This is a genomic window from Streptomyces sp. NPDC127114 (assembly GCF_042677525.1).
Classification (GTDB): domain Bacteria; phylum Actinomycetota; class Actinomycetes; order Streptomycetales; family Streptomycetaceae; genus Streptomyces.
The window spans coordinates 87,073-105,676 of record NZ_JBHXTJ010000001.1; the positions used below are offsets into that span (position 1 = coordinate 87,073).

General features: G+C 72.2%; 14 protein-coding genes. 4 read left to right on the forward strand and 10 right to left on the reverse strand.

Annotation, left to right across the window (positions count from 1 at the left end; translation table 11 throughout):
* Window positions 1-7: 7 nt before the first annotated feature.
* The 8 genes from ACFVGS_RS00355 to ACFVGS_RS00390 form a co-directional block, all read right to left on the reverse strand.
* Window positions 8-2,737 (reverse strand): Tat pathway signal sequence domain protein, encoded by a 2,730-nt coding sequence (locus tag ACFVGS_RS00355; protein ID WP_384407109.1) that lies wholly within the window; start codon window positions 2,735-2,737, stop codon window positions 8-10.
* A 243-nt stretch (window positions 2,738-2,980) separates the two neighbouring features.
* A complete protein-coding gene (locus tag ACFVGS_RS00360) occupies window positions 2,981-3,598 on the reverse strand; it encodes a hypothetical protein (RefSeq protein ID WP_385688860.1) in 618 nt (205 codons plus the stop codon).
* On the reverse strand, window positions 3,595-4,431 hold the full coding sequence (locus ACFVGS_RS00365) for a carbohydrate ABC transporter permease (RefSeq protein WP_385688863.1): 837 nt from the start codon (window positions 4,429-4,431) through the stop codon (window positions 3,595-3,597). The genes ACFVGS_RS00360 and ACFVGS_RS00365 overlap by 4 nt, the downstream gene beginning before the upstream one ends.
* Window positions 4,428-5,456: a carbohydrate ABC transporter permease gene (locus ACFVGS_RS00370; protein WP_385688866.1), complete on the reverse strand. Its 1,029-nt coding sequence runs from the start codon at window positions 5,454-5,456 to the stop codon at window positions 4,428-4,430. Before ACFVGS_RS00370 ends, ACFVGS_RS00365 begins: the two co-directional genes overlap by 4 nt.
* Window positions 5,456-6,682, reverse strand: coding sequence for an ABC transporter substrate-binding protein (locus tag ACFVGS_RS00375; protein ID WP_385689490.1), 1,227 nt, complete (start codon window positions 6,680-6,682; stop codon window positions 5,456-5,458). Before ACFVGS_RS00375 ends, ACFVGS_RS00370 begins: the two co-directional genes overlap by 1 nt.
* 242 nt (window positions 6,683-6,924) lie before the next feature.
* Window positions 6,925-8,448: an alpha-N-arabinofuranosidase gene (locus ACFVGS_RS00380; RefSeq protein WP_385688869.1), complete on the reverse strand. Its 1,524-nt coding sequence runs from the start codon at window positions 8,446-8,448 to the stop codon at window positions 6,925-6,927.
* Window positions 8,449-8,532: 84 nt separating this feature from the next.
* On the reverse strand, window positions 8,533-9,804 hold the full coding sequence (locus tag ACFVGS_RS00385) for an MFS transporter (protein ID WP_385688872.1): 1,272 nt from the start codon (window positions 9,802-9,804) through the stop codon (window positions 8,533-8,535).
* Between the two features lie 11 nt (window positions 9,805-9,815).
* On the reverse strand, window positions 9,816-11,195 hold the full coding sequence (locus ACFVGS_RS00390; RefSeq protein WP_384407123.1) for a rhodanese-like domain-containing protein: 1,380 nt from the start codon (window positions 11,193-11,195) through the stop codon (window positions 9,816-9,818).
* Between ACFVGS_RS00390 and ACFVGS_RS00395 the strand changes: the two genes are divergently transcribed.
* Both ACFVGS_RS00395 and ACFVGS_RS00400 read left to right on the forward strand, forming a co-directional pair.
* Complete coding sequence (locus tag ACFVGS_RS00395) at window positions 11,175-11,711, forward strand: ArsR/SmtB family transcription factor (protein ID WP_385688875.1); 537 nt, start codon at window positions 11,175-11,177, stop codon at window positions 11,709-11,711. The genes ACFVGS_RS00390 and ACFVGS_RS00395 overlap by 21 nt on opposite strands.
* 99 nt (window positions 11,712-11,810) lie before the next feature.
* Window positions 11,811-12,818 carry a DUF5937 family protein gene (locus tag ACFVGS_RS00400; RefSeq protein WP_385688878.1) on the forward strand — a complete coding sequence of 336 codons (1,008 nt, stop codon included), beginning with the start codon at window positions 11,811-11,813 and terminating at the stop codon, window positions 12,816-12,818.
* Window positions 12,819-12,888: 70 nt separating this feature from the next.
* Here the strand turns inward: ACFVGS_RS00400 and ACFVGS_RS00405 are convergent, their stop codons facing one another.
* Both ACFVGS_RS00405 and ACFVGS_RS00410 read right to left on the reverse strand, forming a co-directional pair.
* On the reverse strand, window positions 12,889-13,908 hold the full coding sequence (locus tag ACFVGS_RS00405; RefSeq protein ID WP_384407129.1) for an FG-GAP repeat domain-containing protein: 1,020 nt from the start codon (window positions 13,906-13,908) through the stop codon (window positions 12,889-12,891).
* Window positions 13,909-14,036: 128 nt separating this feature from the next.
* On the reverse strand, window positions 14,037-15,152 hold the full coding sequence (locus ACFVGS_RS00410) for an ABC transporter substrate-binding protein (RefSeq protein WP_385688880.1): 1,116 nt from the start codon (window positions 15,150-15,152) through the stop codon (window positions 14,037-14,039).
* A 249-nt stretch (window positions 15,153-15,401) separates the two neighbouring features.
* On the opposite strand from ACFVGS_RS00410, the gene ACFVGS_RS00415 reads away from it, so the two are divergent.
* Both ACFVGS_RS00415 and ACFVGS_RS00420 read left to right on the forward strand, forming a co-directional pair.
* Window positions 15,402-17,078: an FAD-dependent oxidoreductase gene (locus ACFVGS_RS00415; RefSeq protein ID WP_385688883.1), complete on the forward strand. Its 1,677-nt coding sequence runs from the start codon at window positions 15,402-15,404 to the stop codon at window positions 17,076-17,078.
* 41 nt (window positions 17,079-17,119) lie between these two features.
* Window positions 17,120-18,598, forward strand: a complete 1,479-nt coding sequence (locus tag ACFVGS_RS00420) for an ATP-binding protein (protein WP_385689493.1) — start codon at window positions 17,120-17,122, stop codon at window positions 18,596-18,598.
* Window positions 18,599-18,604: the final 6 nt, after the last annotated feature.

An 18,604-nucleotide genomic window follows, 5' to 3' on the forward strand; every position in this document is an offset into this window, starting at 1 on the left:
CCGGACGTCACTTCGGCAACCGGTCGCCGACGAGGGCGAGGTTCTGGATGGCGGCGAGCCCGTACAGGGCGGTGGTGTTGGTGCTGATCCACAGGTGCTCGTAGCCGGGTTCGAGGGCGTCGGGGCCCCGGACGGGCGTCTTGTCCCAGACCATAGCCGCGGTGTAGCCGTCGCTCCTGTCGAACCTGGCCCAGGCCCGCTCGGCGAGCTTCGCGTCGTTCAGCTGGGCCGCCGCGTAGGCGTCCTGGCGGGAGTGGCCCTGGAAGAGGAGGAGCGTGCCGAAGTGCTGGCCGTACCGGGCGGCCTGTTCGGCCTTGGTGGCGTTGAAGTAGCGACAGTAGTCGAGCCAGGCCTCCTTGAACGCGGGCATGTCGACGAGGTCGATGAGCTCGGCGCACATCTCGACCAGTCCGAACATGGCGGAGAGGTGGGAGACTCCGACGACGGCCTTGTCGGCGACGGCGAAGCGGCCGGTGTCCAGGTCGTAGAGGCCGGTGCCCTGGACGAAGCCGTTGGGCTGGGCGGCGATGGTCTCCATGGTGGACCGCAGCCGGGCCTCGGCCTTGGCCGCCTTGGGGCCGCCGCGCTCCCATTCGGTGAGCCAGGCCGCGGCGAGGCCGCTCCAGTCGGTGCCGAAGCCGATGGAGAGGGCGTGCCGGTCGGGGGTGTAGGGCTCGGTCCGGATCTTGCGGATGGGGTCGAGCACCAGGAAGGTCTCGTCGGAGTCGACCAGGTCGTGCATGAGGTCGCCGACCCGCTCGTCGGCGGTGAGGAAGTAGTAGGGGCGGCGGTAGACGGCCGTGGAGATGCGCTGCTGCTTCGCGCTGTCGGCGAAGTGCTGGACGCCGTGGCGGGTGCCGAGGCCGGCCCACGTGCCGAGGTGGTAGACGTCGACCTCGCCGGTGTGGCGGGTCATGGCCTCGGCGAACCGGAAGATGTCGGCCCGGCCGGACCGCAGGTAGGCGTACCAGAGCCAGAGGTCGGGCGAGAGCTCGGAGTTGTCCCAGGCGTAGCCGCCGACGTCGTACCGCCACTGGTGCCGGTCCTCGTCGTAGGTGTGCATGATGTCGCCGTAGTCCCAGAAGCCGTACCAGCGGCGCTGTTCGGCCTGGTCCTTGTAGTAGGCGAAGAGGTAGTCGAGGCGGTCCTCGATCCTCGCCCGGGCCGCGGTGGAACGGTCGACGGGGGAGAACAGTCCGCCGAACACCCGGGCACGGACGAGGTCTTCCGGGCTCGCGGCGAGCTGCGGCGGAGTGCGTACGGCGGCGGCCTGGGAGACGAGGACGTCGGCGGCGGGCGTGCTCGCGTTGGCCCAGAACATCAGCTCGCTGGTCCGGGCGATGCCGTACGGGGTGCCGAACCCCGGTTCGTGGTCCTCGTACGTGATGTTCAGGCCCTCGAGCTGCTCGGCATAGGTGTCCTGCCCCATGCCGTCGTGGTAGAAGCGCAGGTCCATGGGCTGCGCCTCGGGTGACCAGAGCCAGAGGGTGACCTCGGCCTCGTCGCCGGCGGCGCCGCGGACGTCGAGCTGGGCGGGATGCCTCTGCCAGAAGTCCCGCAGCCCGAACGAGAGTCCGCCGGTGACGCCCCCGACGTAGCCGAAGCCGCTCGCGCGCCTGCCTCCTCCGGCGGGGATCCATCCGTGCCCGGCCTTGGTGCGCTTGCGGATCGCGAACCCGTCGGCGGAGAGCTGGGCAAGGCTGTAGTCGCCCCAGGTGGGGACGTACTGCAGCCGGCTGGTGACCCGCTGGTCCCAGGTGGCGGGGTCGGGCAGCTTCTCCCCCTTGACCTGGGCCTTGCGCACGGCGGCGCCGGGGTCACGGCGCAGCCCGGTGATGCCCTGCACGGCCTCGGTGAGGAACCCGGCGCCCTCGCCCGCGAGACGGACATGACGGTCGTAAGGGGCATCGCGCATCGGTACGCCGAAGCGGACGCCGAGCCCACGGATGAAGTCCTTGTTCTGATCGCCGTCGAAGGTCATGGTGTGGACCATGCGGAAGGACTCGGATCCGGCGTAGAAGTAGAGCCGCACACAGAACGGCAGCCAACTCCGGCTCCCCTTCCGGTGCTTGCCGTCGATCCGGACCACGGCCCGCACAGGACCGTCCTGTTCGACCACCGCACCCGAAATGTCTCCGTCGAACCGCTCCCACTTGGCGTGTCCCTGGTCGCCGTCGTCGATGTCGCCCTGCCGCAGCAGCACGAGCCGCCCGTCGGTGGCGATCTTCACACCTCCACGCGTGACGGACTCGACGAGCTTCCCGCCGTCCCTGGAGACCACGACACGGACAACGCCGGTATCGACACTGATCCGCCGATCCGTCGCGGAAACGGTCACGGCCTTCGCGGCCGCCGCGGGAGTTCCGGGCGCGAGGCTGAAGCGCTCGATGCCGCCCGCCTCGGGCCCGACGGCGTGCGCGGTCCACTTGAGCGAACCGTCGGGCCAGCGTGCGGTCGTCCATGTCTGTACGGGCACGGGATCGCCGTCGGCAGAAGTGAGAGCGAAAGCGGTGTCACCGGCATGGACGCCCTTGGGCCAGGCGACACCGAAGGTGGAGCCGGCGGCGGCCCCGAGCCCGCCGGGCTCCAGCCAGGTGATGGTGGCGGGCCGCCCTTCGGAGACGGCCTCGGCGGCGGGAGCGGCCTGGGCATCGCGCCCGAGCACCCAGCTGAACTGCGCGGCGGCTCCGGCGACGGCGGCCGCCTTCAGAAGCGAGCGGCGAGGTAGAACGGACATGGGCGAACCTTTCGACGAGGACGTACGGAAGCGGGGGCCGCGCAGGGGGCCGCGTTCGGGACGTGACGCGTGATGTGTGGCGCGGGAGAAGGGCGTTCAGCACAGGACGGGCCAGTCCGCGCCGTAAATCACGCAGTCCCGAATGCGGCCCCCGGAGCGGCCCACGCGGCACCACGACGGGTGTGACCAGCGGAAGCGCTACCACCGACAGCGCTACACGCGACAGCGCTACCGGCGGCAGTTCTACGCGGCGGCGGCCACGGCCGCACGCTGCTCGACCGCCAGAACGGCGGCGACACAGACACCGAGCGCCGGCACGGCCAGCGGCGCCGAGAACCAGGCCGAGGCGCCGACGACGGCGAACCCGCAGACCACGAGGAGGGACCCGGCCGGATCCCGCAGGGTCCGGCGGCCGCCGGCCGCGAGCAGCCCGCCCCAGCGGGCTCCCGCCCGCCAGGCGCTGCAAGCCCGCAGCAGACCGACCGCCGCCCACAGCCCCGCCAGGACCCCGACGACCCCGACGACCCGCCCGCCGGGCAGCCCCCCGCCCCGCACGACGGCGAGGTCGGCCGCCAGCAGCCCGAGCCCGGCCCAGAGCCCGAGCCCCACCGCCCAGCCGCCCCGGCCCAGCGCGACCCGCACGTCGCGGGCGAAGGACCGCACCCCGGCCGCCTCCCCGCCCGTCCAGCGCCTCAGGTGGCTCGCGCCGGCGGCCAGCGCCGCCGGCACGGTGACCAGCGGGAGCGCGGCGACGGCGACCCACACGCCCACGAGGAGGGCCTCGGCGAAGACCCCGAAGCGGTCCAGGAATCCGCCCCGCGCCCCGTCCGGCGAGCACGCGTGCCGACGCGGCGCGCTCATCCCTTGAGCCCCGAGGTGGCCATGCCGTCGATGAGATGGCGCTGGAAGGCGAGGAAGAAGGCGACGACGGGCAGCAGTGCCACCAGCGACATGGCGATCATGCCGCCGTAGTTGGCGACGCCGTCCTGGTCGACGAACATCTTCAGGCCCAGGGAGACGGTGTACTTCTCCGGCTCGTTGAGGTAGATGAGCGGGCCGAGGAAGTCGTTCCACGCGTTGATGAAGGTGAAGATCGCGCTCGTGATCAGAGCCGGCCGGCACAGCGGCAGCACGATCGACCAGTAGATCCGCGGATGCCCGCAGCCGTCGAGCCGGGCCGCCTCGTCGAGCTCCTTCGGCAGCCCGCGCATGAACTGGAGCATCAGGAAGACGAAGAAGGCGTCCGCTGCGAGGTACTTGCCGAGCAGCAACGGCGTGTACGTGTTGACGAGTTCGAGCTTCTGGAACAGCACGTACTGCGGGATGAGGAGCACGTGGTACGGAAGCAGCAGCGTGCCGATCATCAGCGTGAAGAGCAGGCCGCGCCCGGCGAACCCGACCTTGGCGAAGGCGTAGGCGGCGAGCGAGCTGGACGCCAGCACCCCGACCACCGAACCGACGGCGAGGAGGAGGGAGTTGCCGAAGAACGTGGCGATGGGGATGTCGGCGATGCCGTCCGCGAGCCGCCGGTAGTTGTCGGTGATGGGGGCGGTGGGGAACAGCTCCAGGCTGCCGACGATCTCGTCGTTGGGCTTGAAGGAGGCGCCCACGACCCACACCACGGGGTAGAGGACGACGGCGAGGACGGCGAGCGCCCCCGCGTGCCAGGCCGCCGAGGCCGCCTTGGGACTCATCGGGCGTCCTCCTCGTAGTGCACCCAGCGCCGCTGGGACCAGAACAGCACCGCGGTGACCAGGCCGACGGCGAGCAGCAGCATCCAGGCCATCGCCGAGGCCAGGCCCATGCGGCTGTTCTCGAAGCCCTGGACGTAGAGGTAGCAGGTGTAGACGAGGGTGCCGTCGGCCGGGCCGCAGGCGTTGCCCTGGCTGCCGATGATGTAGGCGGAGCCGAAGATCTGGAAGGAGTGGATGGTTTCCAGGAGCACGTTGAAGAAGAGCACCGGGGAGATCATCGGCAGGGTGATGTTCCAGAACCGCCGCCACGGTCCCGCGCCGTCGACCTGGGCCGCCTCGTACAGCTCCCGCGGCACCTGCTTGAGTCCGGCCAGGAAGATGACCATCGGGGCGCCGAACTGCCAGACGGTCAGCGCCACCAGGGCGTAGATGATGCGGTCCGGGTCGCCGATCCAGCCGCCGGGCGCCAGGCCGAGGGCCTGCTGGGCGCGGTCGACGGCGGCGCCGTCGGAGAAGAGCGCCCGCCACACGATGGCGACGGAGACGCTGGCGCCGATGAGCGAGGGGGCGTAGAACGCGGCCCGGTAGAAGCCCTGGCCGCGCCGGCTCTGGTTGAGCAGCAGCGCCACGCCGAGGGCCGCGGCAAGCTTGAGCGGGGTGCCGACGACCACGTACCAGCTCGTCACCTCCACGGAGGTGCGCCAGCGGGGGTCGCCGAACATCTCGGTGAAGTTGTCGAGGCCGATCCACCGCGGGGCGTCGAACAGGTTGTAGTCGGTGAAGGCGAAGTAGAGCGAGGCGACCATGGGTCCCGCGGTGAGCAGCAGGAAGCCCGTGATCCACGGGGAGAGGAACAGGTAGCCGGCGAGGTTCTCGCGGCGGGTCCCGCGGGCCCGGCGCGGCGGGGCCGCGCGGCCCGGCCCCGCTCCGCCGGTGGTGGGCGCCGACGGCGGTGCGGGGTCCGGCGGGCCCGGCGGTGAGCCGGGCGCCGGGCCGGCCGGTACGGAGGTCACGGCGGCGTCCATCAGGCGGCGAGGGCCGTCTTCGCCTCGGTGAAGAACTGCTTCACCGCGTCGGGGACCGGCCGGGTGCCGAGTGACATCTCCTCGGAGAGCCGCAGGAAGGCGGCCTCGACGACGTCGGCGCCGGCCGGGTGCGGGGTGATGGGTTCCAGGACGCGCGACTCGACCAGCTGCTTCTCGTAGGCGGCGATCTGCCTGCCGACCGGGTCGGAGGGCACGTACGCCTCGTACTGGGCGACGGTCGAGGGGACTCCGCGGTCGTAGCCCATGATCTTCGCGACCTCGGGGTCGTGGACCATGAAGTCGATGAACCGGGCGACTTCCCTGGGGTGCTTGGTCCGCCTGGAGCCGCTGAGCATGAGGGAGCCGAGGTACTGGCCGGTCTTGTGGCCGTCCGTGGTCGGTATCGGGGCGAGCCCGTACTGGCTCCTGCCCTCGGAGGAGTAGCGGACGGAGAAGTTGTCCCACGTGAACTCGCAGCCGGCGAGTTCGGCGGTGACGGCCGACTTGGGCTTGGCCTGGATGGTCTTCTTCGGGTCGGCGTAGAGGCCGGACTTCACGCGCTCGAACGCCCTGGTCCACCAGTCGGTCAGGTCGGCCTCGGTGAAGCCGAGTGCGGAGGTGGTGAAGAAGGCCTTGCCGTGCTGGCGGAGGTAGAGGTCGTAGAGGTACATGATCCCGTACGGGCCGGCATCGCCGGCCCGGCCCTGACTGTCCTGGATCCTGGCGAGGGCCGCGTGGTACTCGTCCCAGGTCCAGCCGGGCTTCGGCTTCACGCCGGCCCGGGCGAACACGGTCCGGTCGACGACGAGGGCCATGGAGTTGCTGCCGACGGGGATGCCGAGCAGCTTGCCGTCGACCTCGCCGAACTTCTCCAGTCCGGCGCGGAATCCGTCGAGCCGGAGGTTCCCCTCCTCGACCTGCCCGCGCAGGTCGAGGAGGACGTTCTTCTTGTCGTACTTGCGCAGGAAGCCGATGGCGTTCTGGAAGACGTCCGGCGGATTCCCGCCCGAGGCCTGGGTGTTGAACTTCTTCCAGAAGTCGGCGTAGGGCTGGAAGTCGGTCTTGATCCTGATCTTCGGGTACTTCTTCTCGAAGAGGGCGATCGACCGGTTGATCCGCTTGGCCCGGTCGTCGGAGCCCCACCAGGCGTACCGGAGGGTGACGGTGCCGTCTCCCGAGCCGGATCCGGTGCCGCAACCCGCCGCGGTCAGACCGAGGGCCGCCATGGATCCGCCCGCGACCTTCAGCAGATTCCGACGGTCGACAGTGCCTTGCGTACGCACAGTTCGTCCTCCCGCGCGTGATTGGAACGTTTCAGGAAAGCGCTTGCTGGGACAAAGTAGGGTCGCAGGTCAGCGCCGTCAACGGTTCGGACGGGATCGCCGAGAACTTTCGAAGCGCTGTGGGCTCGCACGTCGCGGGCCCGCGTGTGAATGGATTCAACGTGACGGATCCACGTGGCAGCCGGTCAGGCCAGCCGGACGACGTTCCAGGACATCGGCTCCAGGACGGCCCGCAGCCGGCCGTCGGCGATGCCGGTGCCGCGGACGGCGTGCGGCACGACCCGGTCCGGCGCGCCGAGGGTGTTGCGTGCCTCGGGGTCGGCGTCGGCGAGGGCGGTGTGCTCCACCACGCGGCTCACGCCGAGACCGCGCAGCGCCACGTCCAGGCGCAGTTCGGCGTGCTGGTCGCGGTTCACGGCGAAGACGGTGACGGTCCCGTCCTCGCCGCGCACGGCGGTGGCGTGCAGCAGCGGCACGTCCCCGTACTTCGGCGTGGGATACGTGGGCGCGTCGACGCGTACGTCGAGGACCGTGCCCTGCCCGTACCGCGCGGCCTGGGCGAAGGGGTGGAAGACGGTCTGGCGCCAGGCGGGGCCGCCGGGCTCGGTCATGATCGGCGCGATCACGTTGACGAGCTGGGCGAGACAGGCCACGGCGATCCGGTCGGCATGGCGGAGCAGCGCGATCAGGAGGGTGCCGAAGACCACGGCGTCGGTCACCGTATAGACGTCCTCCAGGAGGCGGGGGGCCTCCTGCCAGTCCTCCACCGGGTGCGGGTTGGGCCGGCGCTGGTACCAGACGTTCCACTCGTCGAAGGAAAGGGTGAGCCGCTTAGGGGACTTGAGCCGGGCGCCGACGTGGTCGCAGGTGGCGATCACCTCCCGGATGAAGGCCTCCATGTGGACGGCGGAGGCAAGGAAGGAGTCGCGGTCACCGTCCTGTTCCTCGTAGTAGGCGTGCAGGGAGACGTGGTCGACGACCTCGTACGTCTCCTCCAGGACGGTCGCCTCCCACGCGGCGAACGTGGGCAGGTCGCGGGCCGAGCTGCCGCAGACGACGAGCTCGAGGCCGGGGTCGATCCGGCGCAGGGCACGGGCGGTCTGGGCGGCCAGCCGGCCGTACTCCGCCGCCGTCTTGTGGCCGGTCTGCCAGGTGCCGTCCATCTCGTTGCCGAGGCACCAGAGGCGGATGCCGAAGGGGTCCTTGTCGCCGTGCGCGATGCGGCGGTCGGAGAGTTCGGTGCCGCCGGGGTGGTTGGCGTACTCGACGAGGTCCATGGCCTCCGCGATGCCGCGGGTGCCCAGGTTGAGCGCCATCATCGGCTCGGCCCGAGGGCCGATCTTGCGCAGGAAGGCCATGAACTCGCTCAGGCCGAAGCGGTTGGTCTCGGTGGAGCGCCAGGCGGCGTCGAGCCGGCGCGGCCGTTGCCCGGCCGGTCCGACGCCGTCCTCCCAGCGGTAGCCGGAGACGAAGTTGCCGCCGGGATAGCGCACGGCGGTCACGCCGAGTTCGCGGACCAGCTCCAGGACGTCGGTGCGCAGTCCGTCCTCGTCGGCGGCGGGGTGGCCGGGCTCGTGGATGCCGGTGTAGACGCAGCGCCCGAGGTGCTCGACGAAGGAGCCGAAGAGACGCGGATCGACGGGGCCGACGGTGAAGTCGGGATCGAGGGTGAAACGAGCGGTGCGAGTGGCGCGTTCGGTGCGGGGCACGCGACTCCCTTTCGTTCGAGATTTCGACCAACAGCCGTAAGTCCGAACGAAAACGTAGGAGTGCGGCCTCCGCGCGTCAATGGATCAGCCCTTCGGCTGTTCGGTGATCCAGCGGGCGGCGAGGAGACCGGAGGCGGCGGTGAGGGCGGCGGCCACGACGACGGTGGCGTCGAGGCCGAAGGCGTCGGCGAGGACGCCGGCGACGAGAGCGCCGACCGCGTAGCCGAGGTCGCGCCAGAAGCGGTAGGTGCCCAGGGCGTTGGCGCGCCACGCGGGATGGGCGTGGTCGGACACGGAGGCGATGAGGGCCGGGTAGACCATGGCGGTGCCGAGGCCCAGGGCGACGGCGGAGAGGATGCCGGCGAGCAGCGGGCGGTCGAGGAGGGCGAGCGCGAGGACGAAACCGGCCGACTGGACGAGCATGCCGGTGACGACGAGGGGCTTGCGGCCGATGCGGTCGGCGAGATGGCCGGTGGGGATCTGTCCGAGGCCCCAGAGGATGGGATAGAGGCCTTTGACGAGGCCGACGGCGGCGAGTCCGAGCCCGTGGTCGGTGAAGAGGAGCGGGAAGACGCCCCAGGCCAGGCCGTCGTTGAGGTTGTTGACGAGTCCGGCCTGGCTGGCGCCGCGCAGCGAACGGTGGCGCCAGGAGGTGCGGACGAAGGCGGCTTTCAGGCCGGCCTCCTCGCCGGTGGGCAACGGCGCGGTGTGCCGGGCGAGTTCGAGGGCGACATGGGCGGCGGTGTCCCGCACGGCGAGCGTGAGGGCGAGTCCCGCGGCGACGAAGACGACGCCGACGAGCTCCGGCACGGGGCGCAAGCCGTAGGCGGTGGCGAGGTAGCCGGTGAGCAGGGCGGTGGCGCCGACGGCCGTGTATCCGGCGGCTTCGTTCAGGCCCGTGGCGAGGCCGCGACGGGCGGGGCCGACGAGGTCGATCTTCATGTTGACCGTCATCGACCAGGTCAGGCCCTGGTTGAGGCCGAGCAGTACGTTGGCCGCGACGACCCAGCCCCAGGAGGGCGCATAGGCGAGCGCGAAGGGGACGGGGACGCCGATCAGCCACCCTGCGACGAGGAGCTGCCTGCGGCGGAAGCGGGCGGTCAGCGCTCCGGCGGCCAGGTTCGTGAGCGCCTTGGTGAGGCCGAAGGCGATGATGAACGAGAAGACGGCGAGGTCGCTGGTCAGGCCGAAGGTCTCGGAGCCGATGAGCGGCACGGTGGTGCGTTCCAGGCCGACCAGGCCGCCGACGCAGACGTTGACGATCACCAGCAGGGTGAACTGGAGCCGGTTCTCGCGCAGTCCGAGGCGTACGGGCGGAGGGCCGGAGGCGTCGGCGGCGGGTACGGGGGCGGGCACGCGGCCGGTCCTCACGTGCGGGTGTCCTCCGGGCCCACGGCGAGGCGCAGGCCGTGGGCGGCGGCGTAGTCGGCGGGACTGCCGCGGAGCACGGTGAGACGGGTGTGGCCGGCGCGTTCGAGGAGGCTGGCGGCGGTCATGGCGCGCACGCCGTGGCCGCAGGCGACGACCGCTCCGTCCGGGACGTCCGCGGCGACCCGGCCGAGGCCGCCGAGTTCGACGTGGAGCGCCCCCGGGACGTGGCCGGCGGTGAACTCCGCGGCCTGGCGCACGTCGAGGTACGGACGGCGGCCCGCCCGGTCGGCGGCGACGAAGGCGGTGGTGGTCTGTCCGTTGCCGTCGGCGAGCCAGGCCGCCATGCCTCCGGCCAGACGCCCGGCCAGTCGCTCGTACCCGATCTTGTACGCCTGCCAGACGAGCTCGTCCGGGTCCTGGCCCTCTCCCGTGACGAAGGCGAGCGGCGCCGTGTCGGGCAGGAGCCAGCCGAGCCAGGTGGCGAAGGCGCCGCGCAGCGGGTTGGAGAGGGAGCCGGGGATGTGGCCGGCGGCGTACTCGGCGGCCGGACGGACGTCGACGACATGACCGCCGCCGGCCATGAGGGCGCGGACCTGTTCGGCGGACAGTTCCGCCAGGAGCGGGGTCCCGGTCAGGACGGCGGGGCCGCGCCGGTTGACCTCGGCGAGCCGGTCGAAGTAGGCGGGGTACGTGCCGAGGCCCGCGAGCAGCTGCCGTACGAAGGCGTCCTCGTCACGGGCGGCGAGCAGCGGGTTCGCCTGCTTCTCGGCGCCGATGGTGGAGGTGCGCTCGCTGCCGGGCGGGGCCGAGCAGAACGAGCCGGCGCCGTGCGTGGGCCACACGGCGGTCGCGTCCGGCAGCTCGGCCAGCCGGCGCAGGGAGCGGTACTGGGCCCGGGCGAGTTCCTCGGTGCGGTCGGCGCCGAGGAGGTCGGTGCGGGCGGCGGAGTTCACGATCAGCGAGCCGCCGGTGAAGACGCCGAGCTCCCGGCCGCCGTCGAGGAGCAGGAAGGACAGGTGCTCGTCGGTGTGACCGGGGGTGGCCAGGGCGCGCAGGGTGAGCCCGCCGAGATCGGTCTCGTCGCCGTCGGCGAGGCCCCGGTGCGGGAAGGCGCGGCGACCGGCGGCGGAGGCGAGCACCGTGGCGCCGTGCTCGTGGCCGAGCTGGACCGCGCCGGAGAGGAAGTCGGCGTGCAGATGGGTGTCGGCGGCGTACGCGACGGTCAGTCCGCGCCGCTCGGCGGCGGTGCGGAGGGCGCGCAGGTCCCGGCAGGCGTCGACGGCCAGGGCGCGGCCGTCGCCCAGGTCCACGAGGTAGGCGCTGTTGCCGAGGCCGTCGTCGACCAGAGGAATCAGGTGATCGTCGGCGAAGCCCATCGTGCCCTCCTTGTCCGAGGCCTGAGGGCGCCTGCGCGTGCGTTCACCGGGCGGGCAGCGTCACCGCAGGGCGTCAGTTTCAGTCATCCACGAATAGGTGGAGGAAGCAATGCGGGACGCCGGCGCGAGGCCGACGGGAGCGCCGCCGAGACCGGCGCCAAGGCCGTCGCGAAGGCCGGCACGAAGGCCGCGCCGTACGACGCGTGCGCGGCCGGCGGCAAGGCGCCGGCCGGCGGAAAGCGCCTGGAACTGCCGGATCTGCTCGCCCAGGGCGACGACACCGTCGACGCGCTCGCGAAGGCCGCCGGGCTCCACATGACCACCGCCTCGGCTCACCCGCAGACGCTCAAGCAGACCGGTTTCGTCGCCACCCGGCGCGAGGGCGTCCGCATCCGCTGCCGGCTCGCCGGCGACCACGTCGCCCGGCTCTTCCCGCTCCTGCGCGAGGTCGCCGACCGCCACCAGGCCGCCGTCCCCGCCGCCAGGAGCGCCTGCCTCTGCGAGGACGCCCTCTAGGTCACCCACGAGGAGCTGCGCACACCGGCGAGAGCACCCGAACTCCGCGACCGCCGGCATCCGCCTCCGGCCCGGGGCGCGACGGGTACGCTCCGACACGTGATCGACATCATCTTCGGGCCCGACGATCTGACGCGGATACGCTTCGCGCGCTCACCGCTCGAGGAACTGGTGCACAGCGTGCCCGTGCTGGCGGGCACGCGGCGGCCGCTGGTGCACCGGCCGTGGCTGGAGTTCGCGGCGCCGAGGGTGACCGGGCTCGATCTGCGGGTGTTGCTGGCGCTCGCGCGGGGGCCGCGGATCGTGCCGGACTTCCTCGCGCCGCCGCCGGAGGCGCTGACCGGGAACTTCGGCGACGAGCTGGCGGCGATCGCCGCCACGCCCGGCGAGGTCGTGCGCACCTCGCTCGACGAGCTGCGCACCGACGGCGAACTGCCGGTCGTGATCCGCCCTCTGTACGAGGATCCCGACCACGAACTGCCCCGTGTCGTCGATGCCATGGCCGCGTACTGGCGGGCCGCCGTCGAGCCGGTCTGGCCTCGGCTGCGGGCCCTCGACGACGCCGACATCGCCCACCGTGCACAGCAGCTCACGACCGGTGGCCTCGCCAAGGTCTTCGACGACCTGCACCCCGAGGCGCGCTACGAGGTGGACCGGCTCCGTATCGACAAGCCGCTCCACTCGGCCCGGCGCGAGGCCGCCGGTGCGGGACTGCTGCTCGTGCCCTGTGTGTTCGCCTGGCCCCGCCTGCTCGTGCTGCACAACGAGCCGTACCAGCCGACGCTCACGTACTCGCCGCGCGGGATCGGCCGGCTGTGGACGGAGCGGTCGTCGTCCGAGGCGTCCGCCGAGCCGCTCGGCGATCTGATGGGGCGCAGCCGGGCCGCCCTGCTCACCCATCTCGACCTGCCGCTGTCGACGACCCAGCTCGCGGCCTATCTCGACCTCAGCGCGGCGGCGGTGTCGCAGCACCTCGCGGTGCTGCGCCGCTGCCGGCTGGTGACCTCACGCCGCTCGGGCCGCTGGGTGCTGCACCAACGGACCACCCTGGCGGATGAGTTGCTGGGCTCGGGGACGGGCGGGGAGACGGCGGCCCCGGAGCCGTAGACCGACTCCGGGGCCGCGTTTCCCCCGTTCCCCCGTGCTCCCCCGTTTCCCCCGTGGGTCGTGGGGTCCGTCAGGCGAAGTAGATGCCCTTGGGATCGACGGACGACCACCCGGAGCCGGCGTGGACGGCGCCGCTCCAGCTCGTACCGCCCGTACCCGAGCCGGAGTTGGGGAAGTACCTCAGCTCGTCGCCGTTCTTCTGCACGAGGTCGGCGCGGCCGTCCCCGGTGATGTCGGCGAACCAGAGGCTCGACGGGTCGTGGCCCGACCATCCGCTGCCGGTGTAGTAGCTGGTGACGCCCCATGGCCAACCGCCCGTGTGGCCGGCGGTGTTGGGGGCGACGAGGAAGGAACCCTGGGACAGTTCAACGCGTTCGGCCTTCTGGTCGCCGTTGAGGTCGGCGAACCAGATGGAGCGCGGGTCGCGTCCGGCGTAGCCGTGGCCCATGGTCACGGCGCCGGCCCAGCTCGTTCCGCCACCGAGGTTCCGGTAGTAGCTGAGCGTGTCGCCGCTCTTCTCGACCAGGTCGGCCAGGCCGTCGCCCGTGATGTCGGCGAACCAGATGCTCGACGGGTCGTGCCCGGACCACCCGCTGCCGGTCCGGACCTCGTCGCCCCACGGGTTCCAGCGCAACGAGTTCCCGTTGTGGTGCCAGACGCGGAAGCTGTCGCCCGACAGGTTGATCAGGTCCTTGTGACGGTCGCCGTTGAGGTCGGCGAAGTACACGCTGCGGGAGTCGGCGCCGCTCCACCCGCTGCCGTGGACCCAGTCCTCACCCCAGGGCCAGTCCCCGGCGTAACCGTCGGTGTTCTCCCAGATGCGGAATCCGTCCTCCTTCTTGATCAGTTCGGCGCTCTCGTCGCCGGTGAAGGAGGGCCCGGTGAGGATCAGGGGCGCGGCGGCGGCCGGCGCGGTCGTCGCGACGGTCCCCGTGAGGCCGAGGGCCAGCGCGGTGAGCCCGAGCGTGAGGGCCTTGAGGCGGCCCCCGACCGCTCGGCCGCGGGCGGCCCTCGCTTCGATCCTCGCTTCCGTCCTCACGTCGAGCCTCACGTCGGTCTGCACTGCGCGGGCGGAGTTCGTACGAGTCATGGCCGTCCCGTCGTCGGAAGGAATGATGTGGTGGGCTTCCCGGCCGGGTGCCGTGAAGAGCTTCCGCCGCGCACGCCCTCGCCGACCACATTTTCGTCACCGCTTAAACGGAGAGGCCGCCCGCTACCTCAGCCGGAGCGGAGGATGCGGAAGCGGTCGGGTCCGGCCGGATCCCGGTCCACGACCTGGGCCGGCGGCCACGTCCACTGCCACACGCCGATGCCGGGCGTACGGGAGAACCGGATCCGCCCACGCGTCCCCTCGACCGCGACCTGCGGCCAGGACGCGGCGATGCGCGCCCGGTCGGTGCCGTGCGCACGCAGCAGGCCGGCCAGGACCACGACGGTGTCGTAGCCCTCGAACGCGACGAAGGAAGGCGCCTCGCCCAGCCGCTCGCGCAGGGCCGCCCCGACTCGTGCGCCGAGCGGTCCGAGACGCTCGGGCAGATAGCGCAGGAACGGGACGGCGGCACCGTGCGCGCCGAGCGAGGCCGCCCAGTCGGCGAACTCCGGCTGCCCGGCCGGAGCACCGATCAGGATCCCGGCGAGGCGCTGGTCGTGGCGGACGGCCTTGACGATCGACACCGCGGGCTCCGGGAAGCCGACCAGCAGGAGGAGGGCCGTCGCGCCGTCGGCGGCGAGTCGGTCGCACAGGGCGGCCGGGTCGAGTGCGCTCGCGTCGAGTTCGGTCACGGTGCCGCCGTGCGCGGAGAGGTGGTCCCGGAGGATGCCGATCCCCGCCGCCCAGTAGACGCTCGGCTGGGTGGCCACGGCGATGCGCCTGTGGCCCGCGCCGAGGAGGAAGTCCGCGTAGAGCCGCCAGCCGTGCGACTGCGCCGGAGGGAGGCGCGCGACCCAGTCCGTCGGCTCCTCGGTGAGGCCGTCGAGCACCGCCGACGAGCAGAGGAACGGCACGCCGAGCGCGTCGGCCCTTGCGGCGGCGGCGCGGGCGACGACGCTGTGGTACTCCCCCGCCAGCGCGGCCACGCCCAGGCCGGCCAGTTCGTCCACGGCATCCGCGGCCTTCCGCGGGTCGGCCGCCGTGTCGCGGACCACCAGTTCGAGCGGCCTGCCGTCGATCCCTCCGGTGTCGTTGACCTCGCCGACGGCCAGCTCGAGTCCCGCGAGCAGATGCCGGCCGGCCTCGACCCAACCAGGCGGCGACAGCGGAACGAGAGCACCGATCCGGACGGCTGATTCCTCCGAGCGGTGTTCCGCTCCGGACGGCGATGGGGGCGTGAGCATGGTGTGAGCGTCTCCCTCGGTCACGGTCGGCGATTCGGCTGCGGTCAGTCTCTCCTCCCGGCGCGGCAGGGGGCAGGGGGCAGGGCACCTGATCACGAACCTCCCGGCGGGCGGCGGCGCGGCCGGTGCGGGCGTGGACACGGGCGGGCGTGGACACGGGCGGGCGCGTGAGATCGAACATACGATGGGCGGGAGCGGGCGCCGGCAGCTCGCCGTGCCGGACGTCCGGAGCGCGCAGGGCGGAGACGCATGGCACCAGGCACCGACGCGGCACGGACCGTCATCCTGACCGTGGACGACGACCCGGGAGTCTCCCGCGCCATCGCCCGCGACCTGCGGCGCCGCTACGGCGGCGGCTACCGGATCGTGCGCGCCGAGTCCGGCGGGTCCGCGCTGGAGGCGCTGCGCGAGCTGAAGCTGCGCGGCGACCTCGTGGCCGTGATCCTCGCCGACTACCGCATGCCGCAGATGAACGGCGTCGAGTTCCTCGAACAGGCGATCGGCGTGTACCCGGGTGCGCGGCGCGTGCTCCTGACCGCGTACGCCGACACCAACGCGGCCATCGACGCGATCAACGTCGTCGACCTCGACCACTACCTGCTCAAGCCGTGGGACCCGCCGGAGGAGAAGCTCTACCCGGTCGTGGACGACCTGCTCAGCGCCTGGCGGTCCAGCGACTACCGGCCGGTGCCCGCGACCAAGGTCGTCGGTCACCGCTGGTCGGCGCCCTCCTCACGGGTGCGCGAGTTCCTGGCCCGCAACCAGGTGCCGTACCGCTGGTACTCGTCCGACGAGCCCGAGGGCCGGCGGCTGCTCGCCGCGGCCGGGGCCGACGGCCGGCGGCTGCCGCTGGTGATCACGCCGGACGGCACCGCGCTGACCGCGCCGGAGCCGCCCGAACTGGCCGCGCGGGTGGGGCTCGCGACCACGCCGGCCGCCGAGTTCTACGACCTGGTCGTCATCGGCGGCGGGCCGGCGGGGCTCGGCTCGGCGGTGTACGGCGCCTCGGAAGGGCTGCGCACCGTACTGGTCGAGCGGTCGGCGACCGGCGGGCAGGCCGGCCAGAGCTCCCGGATCGAGAACTACCTCGGGTTCCCCGACGGCGTGTCCGGCGCACAGCTCACCGAACGCGCCCGCCGCCAGGCGAGCCGCTTCGGCGCCGAGATCCTCACCGCGCGCGAGGTCACGGGTCTCGAGGTGCAGGGGCCGGCGCGCGTCGTGCGGTTCTCGGACGGCTCGGCGGTCGCGGCCCACAGCGTCATCCTGGCGACCGGAGTGTCGTACCGGCAGCTGGGAGCGCCGGGCTGCGAGGACCTGACCGGGCGCGGGGTGTACTACGGCTCCTCCCTCACGGAGGCCTCGTCCTGCGAGGGCCAGGACGTGTACGTCGTCGGCGGCGCCAACTCCGCGGGCCAGGCGGCCGTGTTCCTGGCGCGGGGCGCGAAGTCGGTGACGCTGCTGGTGCGCGGCGAGTCGCTGACGGCGTCGATGTCGTACTACCTGATCCAGCAGATCGGGGAGGCGCCGAACATCACCGTGCGGCCGAGGACCGTCGTCGAGGAGGCGCACGGCACGGAGCACCTGGAGCGGCTGACCCTGCGGGACGCGGTGACCGGCTCCTGCGAGGTCGTCGACGCCCAGTGGCTGTTCGTCTTCATCGGCGCGGCCCCGCTGACCGACTGGCTGGAGGGCACGGTGCTGCGGGACGAGGACGGCTTCATCCTGGCCGGCCCCGACCTCACGCCGGACGGCGCGCCGCCGCCCGAGTGGGAGCTCGACCGGCCGCCGTACCACCTGGAGACCAGCGTGCCCGGAGTGTTCGTGGCGGGTGACGCGCGCGCCGAGTCGGCGAAGCGCGTGGCGTCCGCCGTGGGAGAGGGAGCCATGGCCGTCATGCTCGTCCACCGCTATCTGGAGCAGTCATGAGCGCCTGGCCGACGGCGACGCCGGACGGCGCGCCGGAACACATGCCCTGCGACCCGCACGAGATCGGTTCCCTGTTCCTCTTCGAGAAGCTCTCCCCCGAGCAGCTCGGACGGCTGTGCGCCGAGGGGCGCATGGAGCGGTTCGAACCCGGCCCGGTGTACACCGAGGGCGACCCGGCCACCTGCTTCTACGTGATGGTGGAGGGCACCGTCGTCCTGTACCGGAGGGTGGGCGGTGACGACGTGGAGGTCAGCCGGACCTCGCAGCGCGGTGTGTACGCGGGCGCCATGCAGGCGTATCTGGGCGACCGGGTCCCGCAGACGTATGTCAACACCATGCGGGTGACCGAGCCGACGCGGTTCTTCGTGCTGCCCGCGGAGTCGTTCGCGGACATCATGCGGGAGTGGTTCCCGATGGCGGCGCACCTGCTGGAGGGGCTGTTCTTCGGCTCCAAGAACACGCAGCGGGCCATCGGTCAGCGGGAACGCCTGCTGGCGCTCGGATCGCTGTCGGCGGGGCTCACGCACGAGCTCAACAACCCGGCCGCGGCGGCCGTGCGCGCCACGGCGGCGCTGCGGGAGCGGGTGGGCAAGATGCGGCACAAGCTCGCGTTCATCGCCCGCGGCCCGTACTCGCGGGAGGCGCTCGCCGAGCTCATCGAGATCCAGGAGCGCACCGCCGAGCGCGTCGCCAAGGCGCCGGCGCTGACGCCGCTGGAGGCGTCCGACCGGGAGGACGAGCTGGCCGACTGGCTGGAGGACCACGGCATTCCGGAGGGCTGGCGGCTCGCGCCCACCTTCGTCCAGGCCGGCCTCGACACGGACTGGCTGGAACAGGTCGCGGCGACCGTGGCCGAGGACGTCCTGCCGGGGGCGATCGGCTGGCTCAACTACACGGTGGAGACCGAGCTGCTGATGGACGAGATCGACGACTCGACCACACGGATCTCCCACCTGGTGGACGCGGCCAAGCAGTACGCGCAGCTCGATCGCGCCCCGCACCGCGACGTCGACGTGCACGAACTCCTCGACAGCACGCTGCTGATGCTGTCGGGGAAGATCGGTCCCCGGATCCGGGTGGTCAAGGACTACGACCGCTCGCTCCCGGACGTGCCCGCCTATCCGGCGGAGCTGAACCAGGTGTGGACCAACCTCATCGACAACGCGGTGGCCGCCATCGGCAGTACGGGCGAGGAGGGCACCCTGACCGTTCGCACGGCCCGGGAGGGCGACCGGGCCCTGGTGGAGTTCCGCGACACGGGCCCCGGGGTGCCCGAGGACATCCGGAGCCGGATCTTCGACCCCTTCTTCACGACGAAGCCGGTCGGCGAGGGCACCGGGCTCGGTCTCGACATCTCCTGGCGGATCGTCGTCAACAAGCACCACGGCAGCCTCCAGGTCGAGTCCGTACCGGGTGACACCCGCTTCCAGGTGCTGCTGCCGCTGACGGCCCCCGACGTGGCGGACGAGGCGGAGACCGGGGCGGAGGCGGAGGCCGGGACGGCCGAGGAGCCCGTATGAGGGAGT